Genomic DNA, 16,983 nt, shown 5'->3' with positions numbered 1-16,983 from the left:
TGGTTCCTTGATTAAATAAGCAGCAAAGTAGCGCCAGTAATTGAAGTGATGATTCAGCGGGCCGCGGTCTCGGCCTTAAGCGCCTTGACTGTCTGCGTCACGATGTTGTCGATGCCGAGCTGGCCGATTTCAGCGCTGGAACGGCGCGGATCGCCGCCATAGACACCGTCGGCCAGGCCGAGCTTGGGACCGTTGCGCAGGCTGTCCTGGCGCACCATCTGCGGCGCCACGGCCAGTTGCAGCGAGGTGTCGGCCAGCCCGGCATGGGTGCCGATTTCATCGTCGCGATAACCGCGCTTGCGCAGTATCTCGGCGTAGCCGTCCGAGCTGGCGGCGTAATATTCCGGCGGCAGGATGGCGCGCGCCGGCGAGCCGGCCCAGCTCTTGTTCAGCTGCGCCACGGCTTTCTTGATATCGTTCTGGTAACCGCCATGGTCGCCCAGGAAAACGATGTTCTTGAAACCGTGAACCTTGAAACTGTTGGCGGCCGATTCCAGCGTCTTCTGGAAAACATCGTCCGGGATCGTGATGGTGCCGGGGAAGCGCATATGGGATGTAGGCGGCGCATAATTGCCTTCCGGCACGTAGGCGATCACCGGCGCCACCAGCGCATTGCCCAGGCCTTCCGCGATCCGCTGCGATAAAACTTTCACCCTGATGTTGTGCTTGCCCAGCGCGACATCGGGGCCGCTTTGCTCGGTGGCGCCGATGGGAATCAGGATGGTGGTCTTGCCGGCCTGGATCTGGCTGCGCAGCTCGGTCCAGGTCAGCTCTTCAAGGAAGACGGTTTTCGGCGCTTGCGCAAAGGCGATCTGGGTGGCGGTGAGGAAGAGGGCGGCAACGAAAGTTCGTCGTGGTGACAAGAGCATGAAAGATCCTCATGAAAAATCCGGGGCTGGTGTGTGCAGATGCGGCCGATGCAAAGGCCGGCAGCCGGCATATGACGCCGGATAGGCACACAGGTTCCTGGCTAATTCTACTCCGTTGAGTATGAGGACCAGCGCGTAGGGTGGGCACAGGTGCCCACCCTACTGATAGTTATTCCAACGCATGCTGCGCTCGTCGGTGGCTTCCTTGATCAGGTGGCGCGCCCGCACAGGATCCGGTTCGCCATGCTGGTCGCCGCCCTCCAGGCTCATGGCGAGGGCCTGTATCGCCACCGGAAAGTCGCCCTCGGCCGAACGTTCCAGCCATTCCCGGGCCAGCTGCGGATTCTGTTCCACGCCCTCGCCTGCGGCATAGGCGTTCGACAGCAGGAACATCGCCTGCGCGTTGCCCTGCTTGCTGGCCTCCAGCAGCCAGGTAGCCGACAGTTCCAGGTCGCGCGGCACGCCTTCGCCGTATTTCGCCATGCGCGCCAGCATGAAACTGGCTTTGGCATTGCCTGACCTGGCCGCGCGCTCATACCAGCTCCAGGCCTGGGCCTGGTCAAGCTTGAGTCCCAGACTGCCTTGATAAAGCGCTTGCGCCAATTGAAACCGGGATTCCGTATCGCCCGCTGCCGCCGCTTTCTCCAGCCAGGCGCCGGCTTGCGCGGACTGGTCGGGAATCGACGCCAGCGCCAGCGCCAGTTCGCGCTGCGCCACCGGCCGCCCCGCTGCGGCCCATGCTTGCAGCTGGGTAATCGCGCTTACCTGGCGGCCGTGCAAGGCAAGCATGCCGACCGACTCGATGCGGGCATTGTCCGGCACTACCTCGCCGGTGCAGGCACCTAGCGCCGCAGCCACCAGCAAGAACGCGATCTTATCAAGAGCGGCAAGCGGTTTCCTGTTTTTCATCATTTGCTCAGGTCGATTGCGTACTTGGCAAAACCGCTGGCATCCAGCGCGCCTTCCGCCGTCACCCGGCCCAGGCCCCGCACTTGCGCCACCGCCAGCTTGCCCGGCGCCGAACGCAGGATCACCGGGCCTTGCGTAGCCACTTTGACGAAACTCCAGCTTTGCCCGCTGCCGTTTGCCGCATTGGTGATCTTGCCCTGTTTTTTGAGCCAGGCGCTGACCACCGCCTGGCTGGCGTCCGGCGATTTGATGATGGTCTTGCTGCCGTCGATGCCCGGCACGTTGCCGCCGCCGCCCGCGCGGTAATCATTGGTGGCGACGATGAAATCGTCGCTGTCGGCTACCGCCTTGCCGGCGTAGGTCAGGTTGACGATGCGGCTGCCAGCCGGTTTGGTGACGTCGATCTGGTATTGCATCGCGTTGTTTTCGGCGTAGAACACATCGTAGTTGAAGATCGTCGAATAGGACGGCACCAGGTCTTGCTCGCCGGTGCTGGCCGGATTGATCATGGCGAATTGTTTGGCCGCGGTTTCCAGCCAGTTTTTCAGGTCGGAGCCCTTGATCTTGACCGCTTGCAGATTGTTGTTGCCGTACAAGTACAGATCGCCCGGATTGCGCACCTGCAAGCCGAACGGCGCCGCCGGGGAAGCGCCCGGAGCGACATCGGTGAAGTCGGTCGGGCCATTGCGGCCGGCCTTGAACGGCGCGCTGCAGGAAATCACCGGGATCGACTTGTAGCTGGCCAGCACCGGATCGGTGGAACTGGCGAGGAAGGTTTTCACATAGTCGATCTGCGCCTGGTTGACGACCTGGATCGCGCTGACGTCGCCCACCAGCGAGAAATACGCGGACATCTCGAAATCGGTGGTGGTACCCAGCGGCTGCGTGGCGTAGGACAGGGTAGCCTGGTGTTCAGTAGCGACCAGCGGTGCAATCGTCGGATCGGCGTCGATATTGGTCTTGCCGTCGGCATATTTGAAGCCGCGCGCTTCGACGCTGGTCTGGTCCTTCTGCACTACCCATTTGCCGCCCTGGTATTTCAGCACCATCTTGATGATGCCCAAGCGCCGGCCCCAGCTCTGCGCCATCACTGCCGGAATGCCGTTGACCAGGCCTTTGCTGGTATCGACCAGGGTGCTCGGTAAGGCCGCCAGCGAAGCATCGATGGCCGGCGCGCCGGCTTCACGCGCTTGCGGGAAGATCAGGTGGGCGTGGCCCAGCATCAAGGCGTCGATGCCGGTGGTGGCCAGGTACAGGCTGCCGTTTTCCATTTTCGGGCTGTAAGGCGAAGCATCCAGGCCGCCGTGCGACAACGCCACCACCAGGTCGGCGCCCTTGCTGCGCATCTCCGGCACATACTTCAGCGCCGATTCCTGCACGCCGTTGACCATCACCTTGCCGGCCAGGTTTTTCTGGTCCCAGTCCATGATCTGCGGCGGCACGAAGCTGATGATGCCGACGTTGAGCGCCACGTTCATGCTGCCGCCGTCGGGTTTGGTGGCGGTGAACTGTTTGGCGATCAGGGCGTATGGATTGAAGATCGGCTTGCCTGACGAGACTCCGACCACGTTGGACAGCACCAGCGGAAAGTTGGGCGCACCGCAGTTGCTGCCTTTTTGCACGCCCGGCACGCCGAAGTCGGTATTGGTGATCTGGCTCAGGAAATCGAGGCCGTAGTTGAATTCGTGGTTGCCCATGCCGGCGCCGTCGTACTTCAGCGCGTTCATCACCTTGTGCACCGCCAGCGTGCCGCTGCAGGTGACCGGCGCAGCCACCGCCTGGTAATCGCCGAGCAGGGTGCCCTGGATGACGTCGCCATCGTCCAGCAGCAGGTTGTTGGGATTTTCCTGGCGCGCGCCCTTGATCAAGGTTGCGGTGCGCTCAAGGCCGAGGCTGGTGTCGGCCTTCAAGCCGTAATAGTCGTAGCTCAGCACGTTCTGGTGAATGTCGGTAGTCTCTAGCAGTCCGAGCTTCAGTACCGTTCCCTCGGGAATCGTATTGTCGGGGCTGTTGACGCCGAGGTTGCTGCTGCCGTTGCTGCCGCAAGCGGAAACGGCCAAGGCGGCCAGGGCAGTCAGACACATCTTTTTATGCATGAGAACTTTCGGAAGTATTGTCGGGGGCTTGTCTTTATAAGAAGCTGGCGCCACTGTTACGCGCTTTTTGAGGCGTTCCGGGCGGGAATTATATTTTGGAAATATTTCCTGGTCATTACATTGCGTTACATGCACTGATACCTTGCGCGCCTGCCGGGTTTTGTTCTACAACAATGATCTCGGCATGACGAATCTGGGCAGTTTGCTTAAACTAATAGCCCGATAAAACGTCCATTCGTTTCAGGATCAGTTTTCTATTGATTGCCTGGAAAGCATGATTTGTACCAAGGCAAAATCGTATTCAAAGGAGAATCTCACCCATTGTCGATAGTTATTATGAATCGAAACAGAAAATTAAATCAATTATACAAATGACGCAACCTGGTTTATCGTTGCTACCTAGACTTTTTCAACCCAGCCTTAGTAAGGAAAACACTATGTCTCTGATCAATACCCAAGTTAAACCGTTCTCCGCAACTGCTCTCCATAACGGCAAGTTCGTGCCGGTCACCCAGGACACCCTGAAGGGCAAATGGTCGGTATTCGTTTTCTACCCAGCTGACTTCACTTTCGTCTGCCCGACAGAACTGGAAGACCTGGCCGACAACTACGCTGAATTCCAGAAACTGGGCGTGGAAATCTACGGCATCTCGACCGACACCCATTTCGCTCACAAAGCATGGCACGACACATCGGACGCGATCAAGAAAGTGAACTACCCGCTGATCGGCGATCCTACTACAACCCTGTCGCGCAACTTTGAAGTGCTGATCGAAGAAGAAGGCCTGGCGCTGCGCGGCACTTTCGTGATCAATCCGGAAGGCCTGATCAAGCTGTACGAAATCCACGACAACGGCATCGGCCGCGACGCTTCGGAACTGCTGCGCAAGGTCAAGGCAGCGCAATACGTGGCATCGCACCCAGGTGAAGTTTGCCCCGCCAAGTGGAAAGAAGGCGAAGCAACCCTGACGCCATCGCTGGACCTGGTCGGCAAGATCTAATACCCGCAAGTGTTTTACGGTTCGGGCCCGAAGAGGGCTCGAACTTGCAGTACCCCTATTTATCGTCACGAATGCAAGGAACCGCCATGCTGGATGCAAATCTCAAAACCCAATTGAAAAGCTACTTGGAAAAAATCGTGCAACCGATTGAGATCGTTGCGTCGCTGGACAATGGTGACAAGTCTCGTGAACTGCAATCGCTGTTGCAGGAAATCGCCACGCTGTCGGATCACATCACGCTGATCGAGCGCAGCGACGACAATGAACGCAAACCGTCGTTCTCCATCAATCGCCCAGGCGTCGATACCGGCATCCGTTTTGCCGCGATTCCGATGGGCCACGAATTCACTTCGCTGGTGCTGGCCCTGCTGCAGGTCGGCGGCCATCCGGTCAAGCTGGACGAGGCCGTGATCGAGCAGATCCGCAACCTGGATGGCGATTACGTGTTCGAAACCTATATCTCCCTCTCCTGCCAGAACTGCCCTGAAGTAGTGCAGGCCCTGAACGTGATGGCGCTGATCAATCCGCGCATCCGCCAGGCCACCATCGACGGCGCACTGTTCCAGGACGAAGTGGAAAAACGCGAAATCATGGCCGTGCCAACCACTTACCTGAACGGTGAAGTGTTCGGCCAAGGCCGCACCAGCGTCGAAGAAATCCTCGCCAAGCTGGATACCGGCGCCGGCGCCCGCAAGGCAGTCGAACTGAGCGCCAAGGCGCCTTACGATGTGCTGATCGTCGGCGGCGGTCCTGCCGGCGCGGCGGCTGCGATTTATGCAGCACGCAAGGGTATCCGCACCGGCGTGGTGTCGGAGCGTTTCGGCGGCCAGGTGCTGGATACGCTGGCGATCGAGAACTTCGTCTCCGTCAAGGAAACCGAAGGACCGAAATTCGCCACCGCGCTGGAACAGCACGTCAAGAGCTATGAAGTCGACATCATGAACGTGCAGCTGGCCTCCGAGCTGGTGCCGGGCAAGCTGATCGAAATCAAGCTGGCCAACGGCGGTTCGCTCAAGAGCAAGACCGTGGTGCTGGCCACCGGCGCCCGCTGGCGCGAAATCAACGTGCCGGGCGAACGCGAATACCGTAACCACGGCGTCGCCTACTGCCCGCACTGCGACGGCCCGCTGTTCAAGGGCAAGCGCGTGGCGGTGATCGGCGGCGGCAACTCCGGCGTCGAAGCAGCAATCGACCTGGCCGGCCTGGTGTCGCACGTGACGCTGATCGAATTCGGCGATGAATTGCGCGCCGATGCGGTGCTGCAACGCAAGCTGCACAGCCTGAAAAACGTCACCGTGATCACTTCGGCCCAAACCACCGAAATCACCGGCGACAGCAAGAAGGTCAACGGCCTGGTCTACAAGGACCGTAAGACCGATGCCGTGCACAAGGTCGAGCTGGAAGGCGTGTTCGTGCAGATCGGCCTGGTGCCGAACACCGAATGGCTGAAGGGCACGATCGCGCTGTCGCGCCACGGCGAAATCGAAGTCGACGCCAAGGGCCAGACCTCGATTCCCGGCGTGTTCGCCGCCGGCGACGTCACCACCGTGCCGTTCAAGCAGATCGTGATCGCGGTCGGCGAAGGCGCCAAGGCATCACTGAGCGCATTCGACCACCTGATCCGCAGTTCGGTGTCGGATGAAGAAGACGTCGCTGCCGCGGCCGAGACTGTCGCTGCGTAGGGTGGGCACCTTTGGTGCCCACGCGGGAACTCACTCCCTCTACATACCTGTTGCCAAGCGGGCCCGCATTCCAGTGCGGGCCCGTATTTCCGATCGGGTCCACACTCCGGTTATTACGGTTACGCGTGGGCACGATGTGTCCACGCCACTGTAAACTACCCGAAAGCTTCGCAGTGCTAATATTGTGAATCTCATCGCCTGTCCCATGCGCCCGCCCCACGCGCTTGTACCACGTATGCATTCAAGAGGATCCCATGAATAGCCCGACACTAAAACAAATCCCCGCCACGCTGATTCCCGGCGACGGCATCGGCCCTGAAGTCGTCGAAGCCACGGTCAAGGTGCTGGACGCATTGGGTTCGCCGTTTTCCTGGGATATCCAGCAGGCAGGCGTGGCCGGCGTCGCCAGCGCCGGCGATCCGCTGCCGGCCGCCACGCTGACCAGCATCCGCAAGAACAAACTGGCCCTGAAAGGGCCGCTGACCACGCCGATAGGCGAGGGTTTCCGCTCCTCCAACGTGCGCCTGCGCGAAGAATTCCAGTTGTACGCCAATGTGCGGCCGGCGGTGACCATCGTGCCCGGCCGTTTTGAAGACATCGACATCGTGCTGGTGCGGGAAAACATCGGCGGCTTCTATGTGGCGCATGAATACTACATCCCGGTCGGCGACGATCCACGCGCCGTGGCAGTCTCCACCGGCATCAACACGCGCGAAGCCTGCAAGAAGATCGCGCGCTTCGCCTTCGAATACGCAGTCAAGAACGGCCGCAAGAAAATCACCGTAGTTCACAAAGCCAACATCCTCAAGGCGCTGACCGGCATCTTCCTCGAAGCGGCGCGGGAAATCGCACGCGAATACGAAGGCAAGGTACAGATGAACGACATGATCGTCGATGCCTGCGCCATGCAGCTGGTGCTCAATCCCTGGCAGTTCGACATGCTCCTGTGCACCAACCTGTTCGGCGACATTCTGTCGGACCAGATGGCGGGCCTGGTAGGCGGCCTCGGCATGGCGCCTGGCGCCAACATCGGCGACGACTGCGCCATCTTCGAAGCAGTGCACGGCTCGGCGCCGGACATCGCCGGCAAGGGGATCGCCAACCCGATCTCCCTGCTGCTGGCAGCAGGGCAGATGCTGGACCATGTCGGCCACCAAGACCTGGCGCTGCGGCTGCGCACCGCGATCACCGATACGCTCAACAAAGACCATGTCGCCACCGGCGATCTCAAGGGCAAGGCATCCACCCGCGAATTCACCGAAGCCATCATCCGCAGGCTGCAAGCCGCCTGAATTGCAACATTCATCGAACCCTGATTTTCTCGTCTGAAGTCCAATCCTGCCGCCAGCATGCACTGCTGGCGCGCAGCGTCCTCCGCATCGTCATCAGGCAGTAACAAACTCCCGTTAGACTCAACGCCGCTGATGCGCAACCTTGCTTTTCCGGCCAAGGCAACGCGCTCAAATCAATCCTGGTGTGCAGATCAACCGAGCCAACTGAGGGACGATGATGGATTCAAAAGCGAGACGTAATTTCCTGCGTGCCGCCGCCGCGGCAGGCGCCACTTTCGCGGTTCCCGATGCGATCCAGAAAGCGCTGGCGGTGCCCGCCAACAACCGCACCGGTACGATTGCAGACGTCGAACACGTCGTCATCTTCATGCAGGAAAACCGCTCGTTCGACCATTACTTCGGCATGCTGGCCGGCGTGCGCGGTTATGGCGATCCGCGTGCCATTTCGCTTCCCGGCGGCAAGCCGGTCTGGTACCAGCCGACGCAGGCCGGCGCTTCCTACGTGCTGCCTTATCATTTCGATGCGCAGGGCAGCAACGCCACCAAAGTCGGCCTGAACCACAGCTGGAAAGGGTCCGAGAATACCTGGAAGAACTGGGATGCCTGGATCGCCAAGAAGGGCGCCAAGACCATGGGCTACTTCGACCGCGGCGACCTGCCTTTCTACTACGCGCTGGCGGATGCCTTCACCATCTGCGACGCTTACCACTGCTCGATTTTCGGGCCGACCGATCCCAACCGCTTTTATGCCCTGTCCGGCAGCGCCGGCGACAACATCACCGGGCTCAATCAAGGCAGCCTCTATAACGCCAACCCAATCTACAACGGCGATATCAACAACGACGACATCAGCCCCGCAACCATCGCCGGCGCACCGAACTGGAAAACCTACGCGGAGGTGCTGGAAGCCAACAACGTCAGCTGGAAGGCTTACCAGGAATTCGACAACTACGGCGACAACTACCTGGCCTACTTCAAGCAATTCCGCGTCGAAAGCGACGGCAGCAGGCTGAAGCCGACCTCGCCCCTGTATCTCAAGGGACGGGCATTGATCCCCGGCTCGACCGCAGGCAACACCGCCGGCACCAAGGGCGACATGCTGGTGCAGGCCTTCAAGCGCGATATCGACGGCGTCAACGGCAAAACCGCCTTGCCGCAGGTCTCGTGGATCTTTGCTCCCTACGAATACTGCGAACATCCGGAAGCCTCGCCCAACGCCGGCGAAGACCTCTCATCCCGGCTGCTGGACGCGCTCGCCAGCAATCCCGAGGTATGGTCGAAGACGGTATTCCTGATCAACTACGACGAGAACGACGGCTTTTTCGACCACATGCCGCCCAACATCCCGCCGCTCAATGCCGAGAAGGGATTGACCACGCTGGCCGATCCGACCGCGGGCGAGCTCTACGGCCAGGAGTCGAAGGGCCTGGGGCCGCGCGTGCCGATGATGGTGATTTCGCCGTGGAGCAAGGGCGGGCGCGTCTGTTCCCAGCTGTTCGACCATACCTCCGTGCTGCGCTTCCTGGAAGAGTGGATGGTGGCCGGCAAAGGGCTGGACAGGGAAAAAATCAGCTGCCAGAACATCTCTCCATGGCGCCGCGCCGTATGCGGCGACCTGACGTCGGCTTTCGATTTCAAGAACCCCAACAAGGCATGGCCGCAGATCACGCCGGCGCCGCCCTACCATGAAGTGAACTCGCCAGTCGACGCAGTTCCTCCCGTGCAGCAAACACTGCCGGTGCAGGAATCGAACCGCAAGCCGCGTCCCGCCTGTCCGCTGCCGTACCAGCTCTGCGTCGACGGCAAGATATCGGCATCCTCCGGCCATCGCGAGCTGACGCTCAAGTTCGGCAACACCGGACGCACCGGCGCGGCGTTCATCGCCTACTCGAACTTGCGCACCGACGGGCCATGGCATTACGCGGTTGAAGCGGGCAAGAGCCTGCCCGAAGTCAAGATCGGCAACTGGACCAGCAATGACTACGAGCTGCGCGTGCATGGTCCGAACGGCTTTTTCAGGGAAATGCGCGGCAGTTTTTTAAATGTGAACAATGGCGGCAACGGCCTGCCCGAAGTGCGCGCCCATGACGACTTTTTCCGCGCCGCGATTGTGCTGACGCTGTCCAACCAGGCGGGGTCCAGGCCTTGCATCTTCACCGTCACCCATAACACCGGGCCATTTTCCGGCCTGCCGCAACGTTATATGGTCGGCGCCGGCCAGACGCTCAGCATACCGGCGCCGGTCTGGGCTTCCAAAGGATGGTACGACTTCAGCGTGAAAGCCGATTCCGACACGAGTTTCCGGCGCCGGCTGGCAGGGCACGTGGAAAGCCCCTGGCCGGCATGGACCGATCCACAGATCGGCGTCATCACGCCGTCGACCTTGTCGACAGCGACGCCGATCGTGCGCCAGGGCAGCACCATCGTCTTTAACTACAGCACCTCGGTCCAGAAGCTGAACAGCCGCAACTGGATCGGCGTATTTCCGTTGAACAGCAGAGTGCCGGACCAGGCAGGTTATAAAACCTATAGCGTGTACCAGTACGCGTCCTCGCTCGGCGGCCATGTCACCCTGGATATCAGCAAGCTTGCGGCCGGCTCATACAAAGCCTGGTTCCTCGCCAACGACGCCTACGCGGAACAACTGGCAGGGCCAGTTGTTTTCACCATAGTCGCCTGATCACCAGGAGTAACTGCCGCTGCCCTGGATCGCCATCTTGCCGCCGTTGGCGGCGCTGGCACCGACCGCCAGCTGCGTGTGCTGCGAAACGCTGGAAGCGAAAGCCACCCCCAGCGCGCCGTAGCCGCCGTAGCTGGCAGTGCCGACCGCGATGCCGCTGCTGTCGCCGCGCGCCATATATACATGCGGGATCGCCATCGCCTGCGCCGCGGCGCGCGCAGCGTAACTCTTGCTCTGGTTCAGCGTATCCTGCGCCGCCGCCTTCATCTGGTTCAGGTTGACGGCGTCGGTGCCCTCGGTGCCCGGCGCGACGTTGCTGATCTGCCGCTCGCCGCCGGCATAACCGACCGATACCGTATTGGCGCGCGCCGCGACCGAACCTTGTCCCAAGGCCACCGAATTGGACGCGGACGCGACCGCGTTGGCGCCCAGCGCCACCGAGTTGTTGCCGCTGGCGATCGCATTGTTGCCGACTGCCGTGGCCGGATCCGCAATCGCCTGGGCGCCGGCGCCGATTGCCACCGAACCGGCAAAACTGGCGGTAGCCCCGGCGCCGACGGCAACCGTGTTGTCGCCATTGGCGCTAGCGTTGTTACCTTGGGCGACGGCATTGGCGCCCTTGGCGCTGACGCCGTTGCCGCAGGCAATGCCGCCGCCGGCGCCGACGCGGCAAGCACCGCTGTTGAACAGGGACACCAGCGCCTTTTGCATGTCGCTCAACTGGCCGACGTTGGCCGCATCGGTAGCCGCCGTACCGGCGGCGACGTTATTGATCACCGTGCCGCTGCCGCTGTTGGCATTCAACACCAGGGCCGTACCGCCGCTGTTGTATTGCGCCGAGTTGCCGGCAGTCCCGGTGGTGGTGCCGGTGGTGCCGGTACCGCCTGAACCGGCAGCCTGCTCCAGCTTGGTCGCCCGGTTGTCGATCACGCCCACTTGTGTATTGAGCGTCGTGAACGAAGAGCGCATGCCGGTCATCCAGACATCGACCGACGCAAAAGCATCGCCCACCTTGGAGGAAGCCACGCCCTGGATCACATAGGACGGCGCCACCAGGCCGCCGGCGGCATTGATCGAGGCATTGCCGCCCAGCGCCGACACCACGGCGCGGTATTGCCCAAGGTTGGTGGCGTCGCTATCCGCCGTGCCCGCCGCCAGGTTGGTGATCTGGCGCTGGAACGGCGCGGTGACGACGCCGGCGCTGTCGGTGGTGCTTTGCGTGCTGCCTACCGAAACGGTATTGGCGCGGTCGGCCACCGAATTGGCGCCCAATGCCACGCTGTTGTCGCTGTTGGTCCGGCTCATACGGCCCAGCGCGGTGCTGTTCTTGCCATTGACCAGCGACGATTCCCCTACCGCCGTACCGTTGACGTCAAACACATTGGCGTTGGCCCCCAGCGCAGTGCTGCTGGCCTCGCCGGCAAAGCTGTTGGCGCCCAGCGCCGATGCATTGGCTTTGGCAGCCGCGGCATAGGCGCCTACCGCGGTCGCGTTGTCGTCGCTGGCCAAGGCGCCGGTGCCCAAGGCCGTAGCCTGGGCGCCCGAGGCAACACTGCTGCTGCCGGCAGCCACGGCGTCGGCGCCCGTGGCCTTGGCGTCATCCGAACCGTCGTTCAAGCCCTTGGCCTGAAAGTATGCAGGTACAACCTGTGCGCCGGCTTCGGCCGGCAACCAGCCCAGTGCAGCGATGCACAAGCTCATTTTCAGCAGCGAAAAACCAGGTACGCCATCTTTTGTGCGGCTATTCATCATCAGAAATTCCCCAAGCTAAAGTGAAAGACAGGAACAGCTCAATGCCAGGCCGCGTATTGCGCATCCGCCTTGCTGCCGACCAGGCACATCTTCAGGCTCTGCGCCTGCGCCGGTTTGAACAGCCTGGCTTCCAGCCGCGATTGCACATAACGGCCGGTGCAGTCGCGATAGTCGCCGACGGTGGCCGAAGTCTTGGCGCACAGCTTCAGGTTGGTGAGAGCGTTGGCGCCTGGGATCAGGCCGCCCGGGGAAGAAATCGGCACGCTGGTGGCGCAATCGAGCAGGCTCAGCGGGCCGCGGTTGACGGTCCAGCCGATATCCATGAACAGCGCCGGCGTCAGGTCGAGGTCGGCCTGGGCGATCACGGTAGCGCTGGCGCTGGGCGCCATCAGCGCGGTCGGCACGGTCAGCTGGTCGAAATGCGAGATCGTCGATCCCGGCAGGAACCCAGGGGGGGCGTAGAGCTTGACGCGCTGCACCGCATGGCCGGCGCCGTCGACGCCGTCCACCAGCACCGCAGCCAGGTGGCGGTCTGCATAGGGACCGATGCCGGCCGCAGCCAGCCCTTGCAGGTTGGCCTTGAGCTGGTTGCCCAGCGCCTGCGTCACCAGCACGGTCGGGATGGTGATCAGCGCCGCCACGTTGGCGTCTCCTGCCGCCATCGGCGCCAGCGCGTCAGGCTTGTTGCTGGCGATGATCACCGCCACCGCGCCAGCCTGCTGGGCGTACAGCGTCTTCTGCGAGAAATTGCAGACGCCGCGGTCGATCAGGGCGATCCGGCCGGCGAGCGCCGCACCGTTGGTGATCGGCAGGCAGCCGTCGGTATGCACTACATTGCCGGCATCGGTATAAGTCGCCAGCACCACGCTGCCGCTGAACGCCGCGCTGCTGGCTGGGGCGCCGAAATCTGCGGTGGCGTAAGGGTTATATCCTGCCGCGGCGGCCGGCGCCGAAATCTGCAAGGCAATCTCCGGCTGCAGCTTCATCGGCACTTCGATCGTTACCTGCGGCCCAGTCCACACCAGCTTGTCGCTGATGCGGGCGGCAGCGCGCTGAGCGTCGCTCATCGCATTCCAGTCGAGTCCGCCGGCGCTGCGCATGTAGCGGTTGTAGATGCGGCTCGGATCAGCCGCGGCGCGCGCGGTTGCGTTATCGCCGGTAAAACCCAGGCCGTGGCCGATTTCATGGGTCACCACATCCAGGAAATTGGTCTGGCCCTTGGGCGTACGGCCATCCAGCCCGTAATACCAGCCTTGGCCGGCGGCGCCGACGTCGATGTCGGTGGTGAACTGCGACTGGATATCGTCTTTGCCCGGGTTGTTCTGGGCGCCGCGCAAGGCATTGGCGAGCGCGGCGTTGTACCAGGTATTGGCCAGCGGCGCATTGGCGAAATCGCGGTAACTGTTGATCGGGCCGGCCTGGCCCAGGATATTGTTGCCGGCGGAATTCTGGCCCAGCGACGCGAACGAGGCCTGCACCCGCACCGGCACTGCGCTGTTGAGCAGCGCGCCGTACATCTCGAGGGCAAACTGATAGACCAGCCGGCGTTGTTCGCCCAGGGTCTTGCCAGGATTGCCGCCCACCGGCGCCGCCGCGGTCAGGTCATTCAGTCCAGCCCCGGGAGGATCCTGGTTGACCAGGACAAAATCGGCGGCATGGGCCGCCGGCATACCAGCAAGAAGGACGACAAGTCCGGCACAGCAAGCGAGGGTTTTCATCAGCGCACCTCGTTTTTCTTTTGCGACGCTACCGTGTCGTTAGAGTGCTGCACCACGACACGGCCGTCCGCTCCTTTCACCGCGACCAGCGGCGAAGGCGCCGTTTCCACCAGTTCGACGCCGTCGCCGGCACGCTTGGCCTGGTTCTGGGCCACCGAACCTGCCTTGGGGGCATTGGCCGGCTGATCTACAGCCGATGCAGATGCCGCTGCGAAAGCCAGCGACAAACCCAACAAACCGCTACATGTGTACCTGGTATGCATATTCATTGCCGAGATTCCTTTGTGAGGCCTTGCTTGTTCCTGCGGGAACGGTAGGTGATACCGGTTCTTACGGATGGATCTCGTACTAAACCGCGCATCACGGCGACGAGACTCTTTCTCTGATTCTCATTTGGGTTGCCCCGCGAGACAAAAGAAAGGGCCATAAATGAGCAAATTATTTATACACATATGCTTTCCTCTACAATCCCAGGCAAGCGGAACTGCACGGAAACCTGAAAACCAAGACCATGAAACAGCACCCCACAGCTATCCTCGAGGCCGCCGGCCTGACTTTTCATTACCCAGAACGGGAATTGTTCAGCAACTGGTCGGCGGAAATCCCCGCCGGCGTGACGCTGGTGCGCGGCGGCGACGGCCGGGGCAAGAGCAGCCTGCTGCGCTTGCTGGCGGGCGACCTGGCGGCCCAGGGCGGCCAATTGCACCTCAACGACATATCCCTGGAAGCACAGCCGGATCTCTATCGGCGGCAGGTATTCTGGGTGGATCCGCGTTCGGAAGCCTTCGACCAGATGACGGCGCGTGACTATTTCGTATCGCTGCACGCGGCGTATCCCGGCTTTGACGATACGCTGCTGCCCGGTTTGGCTAAAGGCTTGTCGCTAACGCCGCATCTGGACAAGAAGCTGTTCATGCTGTCTACCGGCAGCAAACGGAAAGTCTGGCTGGCTGCAGCGTTTGCCGCCGGCGCCCGGCTCAATTTGCTGGACGATCCGTTTGCCGGACTGGACAAGGCGTCCATCAACTTCGTCGTCAAGAGACTCAACCAGGCCGCGGCCAATCCGGCGCAAGCCTGGGTGATTGCGTTGTATGAAGCGCCGGAAGGCGTGCCGCTGGCAGCGTTGATAGAGCTGGGGGATTGAGCCAGGCCTACATAGTTGTCCTCGGCAATCTCGCAACGAGATCGCCGCCGATATGAATATGGCAAGGGCCGCGTTTTCCGCTCCTTGCCATATGAATAATCCGCAGATCGATATGCGCATTCCAATGCCTGGAACCGCGCGCAACCGCAAATTGTCTCGCGCAGCAATCAAATTGGCCGCTGCCGCAACAGACACGGAACAAGCTAATCCATATAGTCGTTTCGTAGATTGAGCCGATCGTGCGCATCAGCGGGTTCCCCCGCTGTGCCGCAGCACGGCGTGGCGTGATCGAGACCACATCCGGTCTCGGTCGCACGGCCTTTGCCTGGCAATTAAATACGGAGTATCGAATGACATCCAGCTTGAGCATCAGCGAAGCGCTAGCGTTTGCCCATGGCCAAAGCGGTCCGGAATCTTCGATCGCCGCGGCCGCGCAGGATATCGACATGGACGCCATCCTGCGCCGCAGCGCCTGTCGCGATGCCTTCAACGCCGGCTCGCTGGCGTACGCCAAGGCCCGTCCAACGCCCTCCGCAACGGCAACGGAAACCGACAGCACCACACTTTTCCAACAGGGGTAAGCAGTGACCGATACCAAAAATCCCGCTGCCGCAGCGCCTGGCGAGAAAGTGCAAGCGCTCAGGGACGGCGATAGCAAGGCGCGCAGGCTGGCTTACCTGACCGTGCTGACGCCCGCCGTCGGTTTCGTCGCCGCGCTGTGGTATTCGATCCAGTTCGGCTTCAAGCAGCAAGACATGATCCTGCTCGGCGCCATGTATTTCCTGACGTCGTTCGGCGTCGAGGGCGGTTTGCACCGCTTCTTTTCGCACCGCGCGTTCAAGGCCGGACCGGTCGTGACCGCCGTTATCGGCATCCTCGGCTGCATGGCGGCGCAAGGGCCCATCCTGTTCTGGGCGGCGACGCACCGCATGCACCACGTCTTCACCGACCAGGACGGCGATCCGCATTCGCCGCGGGTGCTGTCGCCTGGCCTGCGCGGCCGCATCAAGGCTTTGTGGCACGGCCACGTCGGCTGGCTGTTTACCGTCAAGCGCAGCAACTGGAGTACCTACGTACCGGACCTGTTCGGCAGCAAGCTGGTGCTGTTCGTCAACCAGCACTACCTGATCTGGGTCTTGCTCGGCCTGGCGCTGCCGACCGCAATCGGCGCCGCCCTGAGCGGTATCGAAGGCACGATCGGCGGCCTGCTGTGGGGGGGGGCTGGCCCGGATATTCCTGCTCGACCAAGTGACCTGGGCGGTCAATTCGATCGGCCATACCTTCGGCAAGCGGCCCAACCAGACGCGCGACACCAGCGGCAACATCGGCTGGCTGGCGCTGGTGTCGGCCGGCGGCGGCTGGCACAACAACCATCACGCCAACCCGGCGCTGGCGCACAACGATTTCCATTTCTGGCAGATCGACACCACCGCCTGGGTGATCCGGCTGTTAGGACTGCTCGGCCTGGCCTGGGATATCCGCCAACGCCAGAGCGCCGATCCGCTGGACCAGAAACTTTTCAATAACGATTAACGTCGGGGAAACGCCATGACTACGCAAACCAATGTCTTACCTCCCAAACCGGCGAGCGCCGCCGGTCCTGCACTGAGGCCGGGCGTCGCACCGCTGGCCGGCTTCGCGCTGGCGCTGCAGCGCACGCTGGAAGGGCGCTGTCGACTACCGACATAGTGCTGTTCGGCGTTTCTATTTCCTCCAGAGGCGTCTTTTCAAACCGGCCCCGGCTGCGCTTCATATACAACAAGAGTGTGAATTCTTGCAAAATCCCCCGCCCGCAGACATTTCTCCTTAGCAATTAAGGATGGCAGCAGGTATGATTGTG

The 16,983-nt window shown here is 61.7% G+C and carries 14 protein-coding genes; 8 read left to right on the top strand and 6 right to left on the bottom strand.

The window, feature by feature from the left end:
- Positions 1-53 precede the first annotated feature (53 nt).
- The 3 genes from CFU_RS00195 to CFU_RS00185 all read right to left on the bottom strand — a co-directional run bounded on the left by CFU_RS00195 (position 54) and on the right by CFU_RS00185 (position 3,862).
- Positions 54-869 (bottom strand): creatininase family protein, encoded by an 816-nt coding sequence (locus CFU_RS00195; RefSeq protein ID WP_014004030.1) that lies wholly within the window; start codon positions 867-869, stop codon positions 54-56.
- A 159-nt stretch (positions 870-1,028) separates the two neighbouring features.
- The gene (locus CFU_RS00190; RefSeq protein ID WP_014004029.1) at positions 1,029-1,781 is read right to left on the bottom strand and encodes a tetratricopeptide repeat protein; all 753 of its coding nucleotides are present in this window, start codon (positions 1,779-1,781) and stop codon (positions 1,029-1,031) included.
- On the bottom strand, positions 1,778-3,862 hold the full coding sequence (locus CFU_RS00185; protein WP_041740991.1) for a bifunctional 2',3'-cyclic-nucleotide 2'-phosphodiesterase/3'-nucleotidase: 2,085 nt from the start codon (positions 3,860-3,862) through the stop codon (positions 1,778-1,780). Before CFU_RS00185 ends, CFU_RS00190 begins: the two co-directional genes overlap by 4 nt.
- A 449-nt stretch (positions 3,863-4,311) precedes the next feature.
- On the opposite strand from CFU_RS00185, the gene ahpC reads away from it, so the two are divergent.
- The 4 genes from ahpC to CFU_RS00165 all read left to right on the top strand — a co-directional run bounded on the left by ahpC (position 4,312) and on the right by CFU_RS00165 (position 10,529).
- Entirely contained in the window at positions 4,312-4,875 is a 564-nt protein-coding gene (gene ahpC, locus CFU_RS00180) for an alkyl hydroperoxide reductase subunit C (RefSeq protein ID WP_041740990.1), read from the top strand.
- Between the two features lie 86 nt (positions 4,876-4,961).
- Positions 4,962-6,557 carry an alkyl hydroperoxide reductase subunit F gene (gene ahpF / locus CFU_RS00175; protein WP_041740988.1) on the top strand — a complete coding sequence of 532 codons (1,596 nt, stop codon included), beginning with the start codon at positions 4,962-4,964 and terminating at the stop codon, positions 6,555-6,557.
- A 254-nt stretch (positions 6,558-6,811) separates the two neighbouring features.
- A complete protein-coding gene (locus CFU_RS00170) occupies positions 6,812-7,849 on the top strand; it encodes an isocitrate/isopropylmalate dehydrogenase family protein (protein WP_041740987.1) in 1,038 nt (345 codons plus the stop codon).
- Between the two features lie 214 nt (positions 7,850-8,063).
- A complete protein-coding gene (locus CFU_RS00165; protein ID WP_014004024.1) occupies positions 8,064-10,529 on the top strand; it encodes a phosphocholine-specific phospholipase C in 2,466 nt (821 codons plus the stop codon).
- Here CFU_RS00165 and CFU_RS00160 read toward each other — a convergent pair whose 3' ends face one another.
- Genes CFU_RS00160 through CFU_RS00150 form a run of 3 tightly spaced genes read right to left on the bottom strand, consistent with a single transcriptional unit; the run spans position 10,530 to position 14,268 of the window.
- Positions 10,530-12,281 (bottom strand): YadA family autotransporter adhesin, encoded by a 1,752-nt coding sequence (locus CFU_RS00160; RefSeq protein WP_014004023.1) that lies wholly within the window; start codon positions 12,279-12,281, stop codon positions 10,530-10,532. It lies immediately after the preceding gene.
- A 38-nt stretch (positions 12,282-12,319) separates the two neighbouring features.
- The gene (locus CFU_RS00155) at positions 12,320-13,999 is read right to left on the bottom strand and encodes a PA domain-containing protein (protein ID WP_081466377.1); all 1,680 of its coding nucleotides are present in this window, start codon (positions 13,997-13,999) and stop codon (positions 12,320-12,322) included.
- Positions 13,999-14,268 (bottom strand): hypothetical protein, encoded by a 270-nt coding sequence (locus CFU_RS00150; protein ID WP_148264717.1) that lies wholly within the window; start codon positions 14,266-14,268, stop codon positions 13,999-14,001. Before CFU_RS00150 ends, CFU_RS00155 begins: the two co-directional genes overlap by 1 nt.
- Before the next feature lie 242 nt (positions 14,269-14,510).
- On the opposite strand from CFU_RS00150, the gene CFU_RS00145 reads away from it, so the two are divergent.
- From CFU_RS00145 to CFU_RS24745, 4 genes are all read left to right on the top strand, one after another.
- The gene (locus CFU_RS00145; RefSeq protein ID WP_014004021.1) at positions 14,511-15,143 is read left to right on the top strand and encodes an ABC transporter ATP-binding protein; all 633 of its coding nucleotides are present in this window, start codon (positions 14,511-14,513) and stop codon (positions 15,141-15,143) included.
- A gap of 350 nt (positions 15,144-15,493) precedes the next feature.
- Positions 15,494-15,724: a hypothetical protein gene (locus tag CFU_RS00140; RefSeq protein WP_041740985.1), complete on the top strand. Its 231-nt coding sequence runs from the start codon at positions 15,494-15,496 to the stop codon at positions 15,722-15,724.
- Positions 15,725-15,727: 3 nt separating this feature from the next.
- A complete protein-coding gene (locus CFU_RS00135; RefSeq protein WP_014004020.1) occupies positions 15,728-16,669 on the top strand; it encodes a fatty acid desaturase in 942 nt (313 codons plus the stop codon).
- Between the two features lie 22 nt (positions 16,670-16,691).
- Positions 16,692-16,832, top strand: a complete 141-nt coding sequence (locus CFU_RS24745; RefSeq protein ID WP_190275204.1) for a hypothetical protein — start codon at positions 16,692-16,694, stop codon at positions 16,830-16,832.
- Positions 16,833-16,983 lie beyond the last annotated feature (151 nt).

The sequence above is a fragment of the Collimonas fungivorans Ter331 genome (genome assembly GCF_000221045.1).
GTDB lineage: Bacteria > Pseudomonadota > Gammaproteobacteria > Burkholderiales > Burkholderiaceae_D > Collimonas > Collimonas fungivorans_A.
The sequence above is the reverse complement of the archived record's forward strand: the minus strand, read 5'-3'. Positions and strand labels throughout refer to the sequence as shown.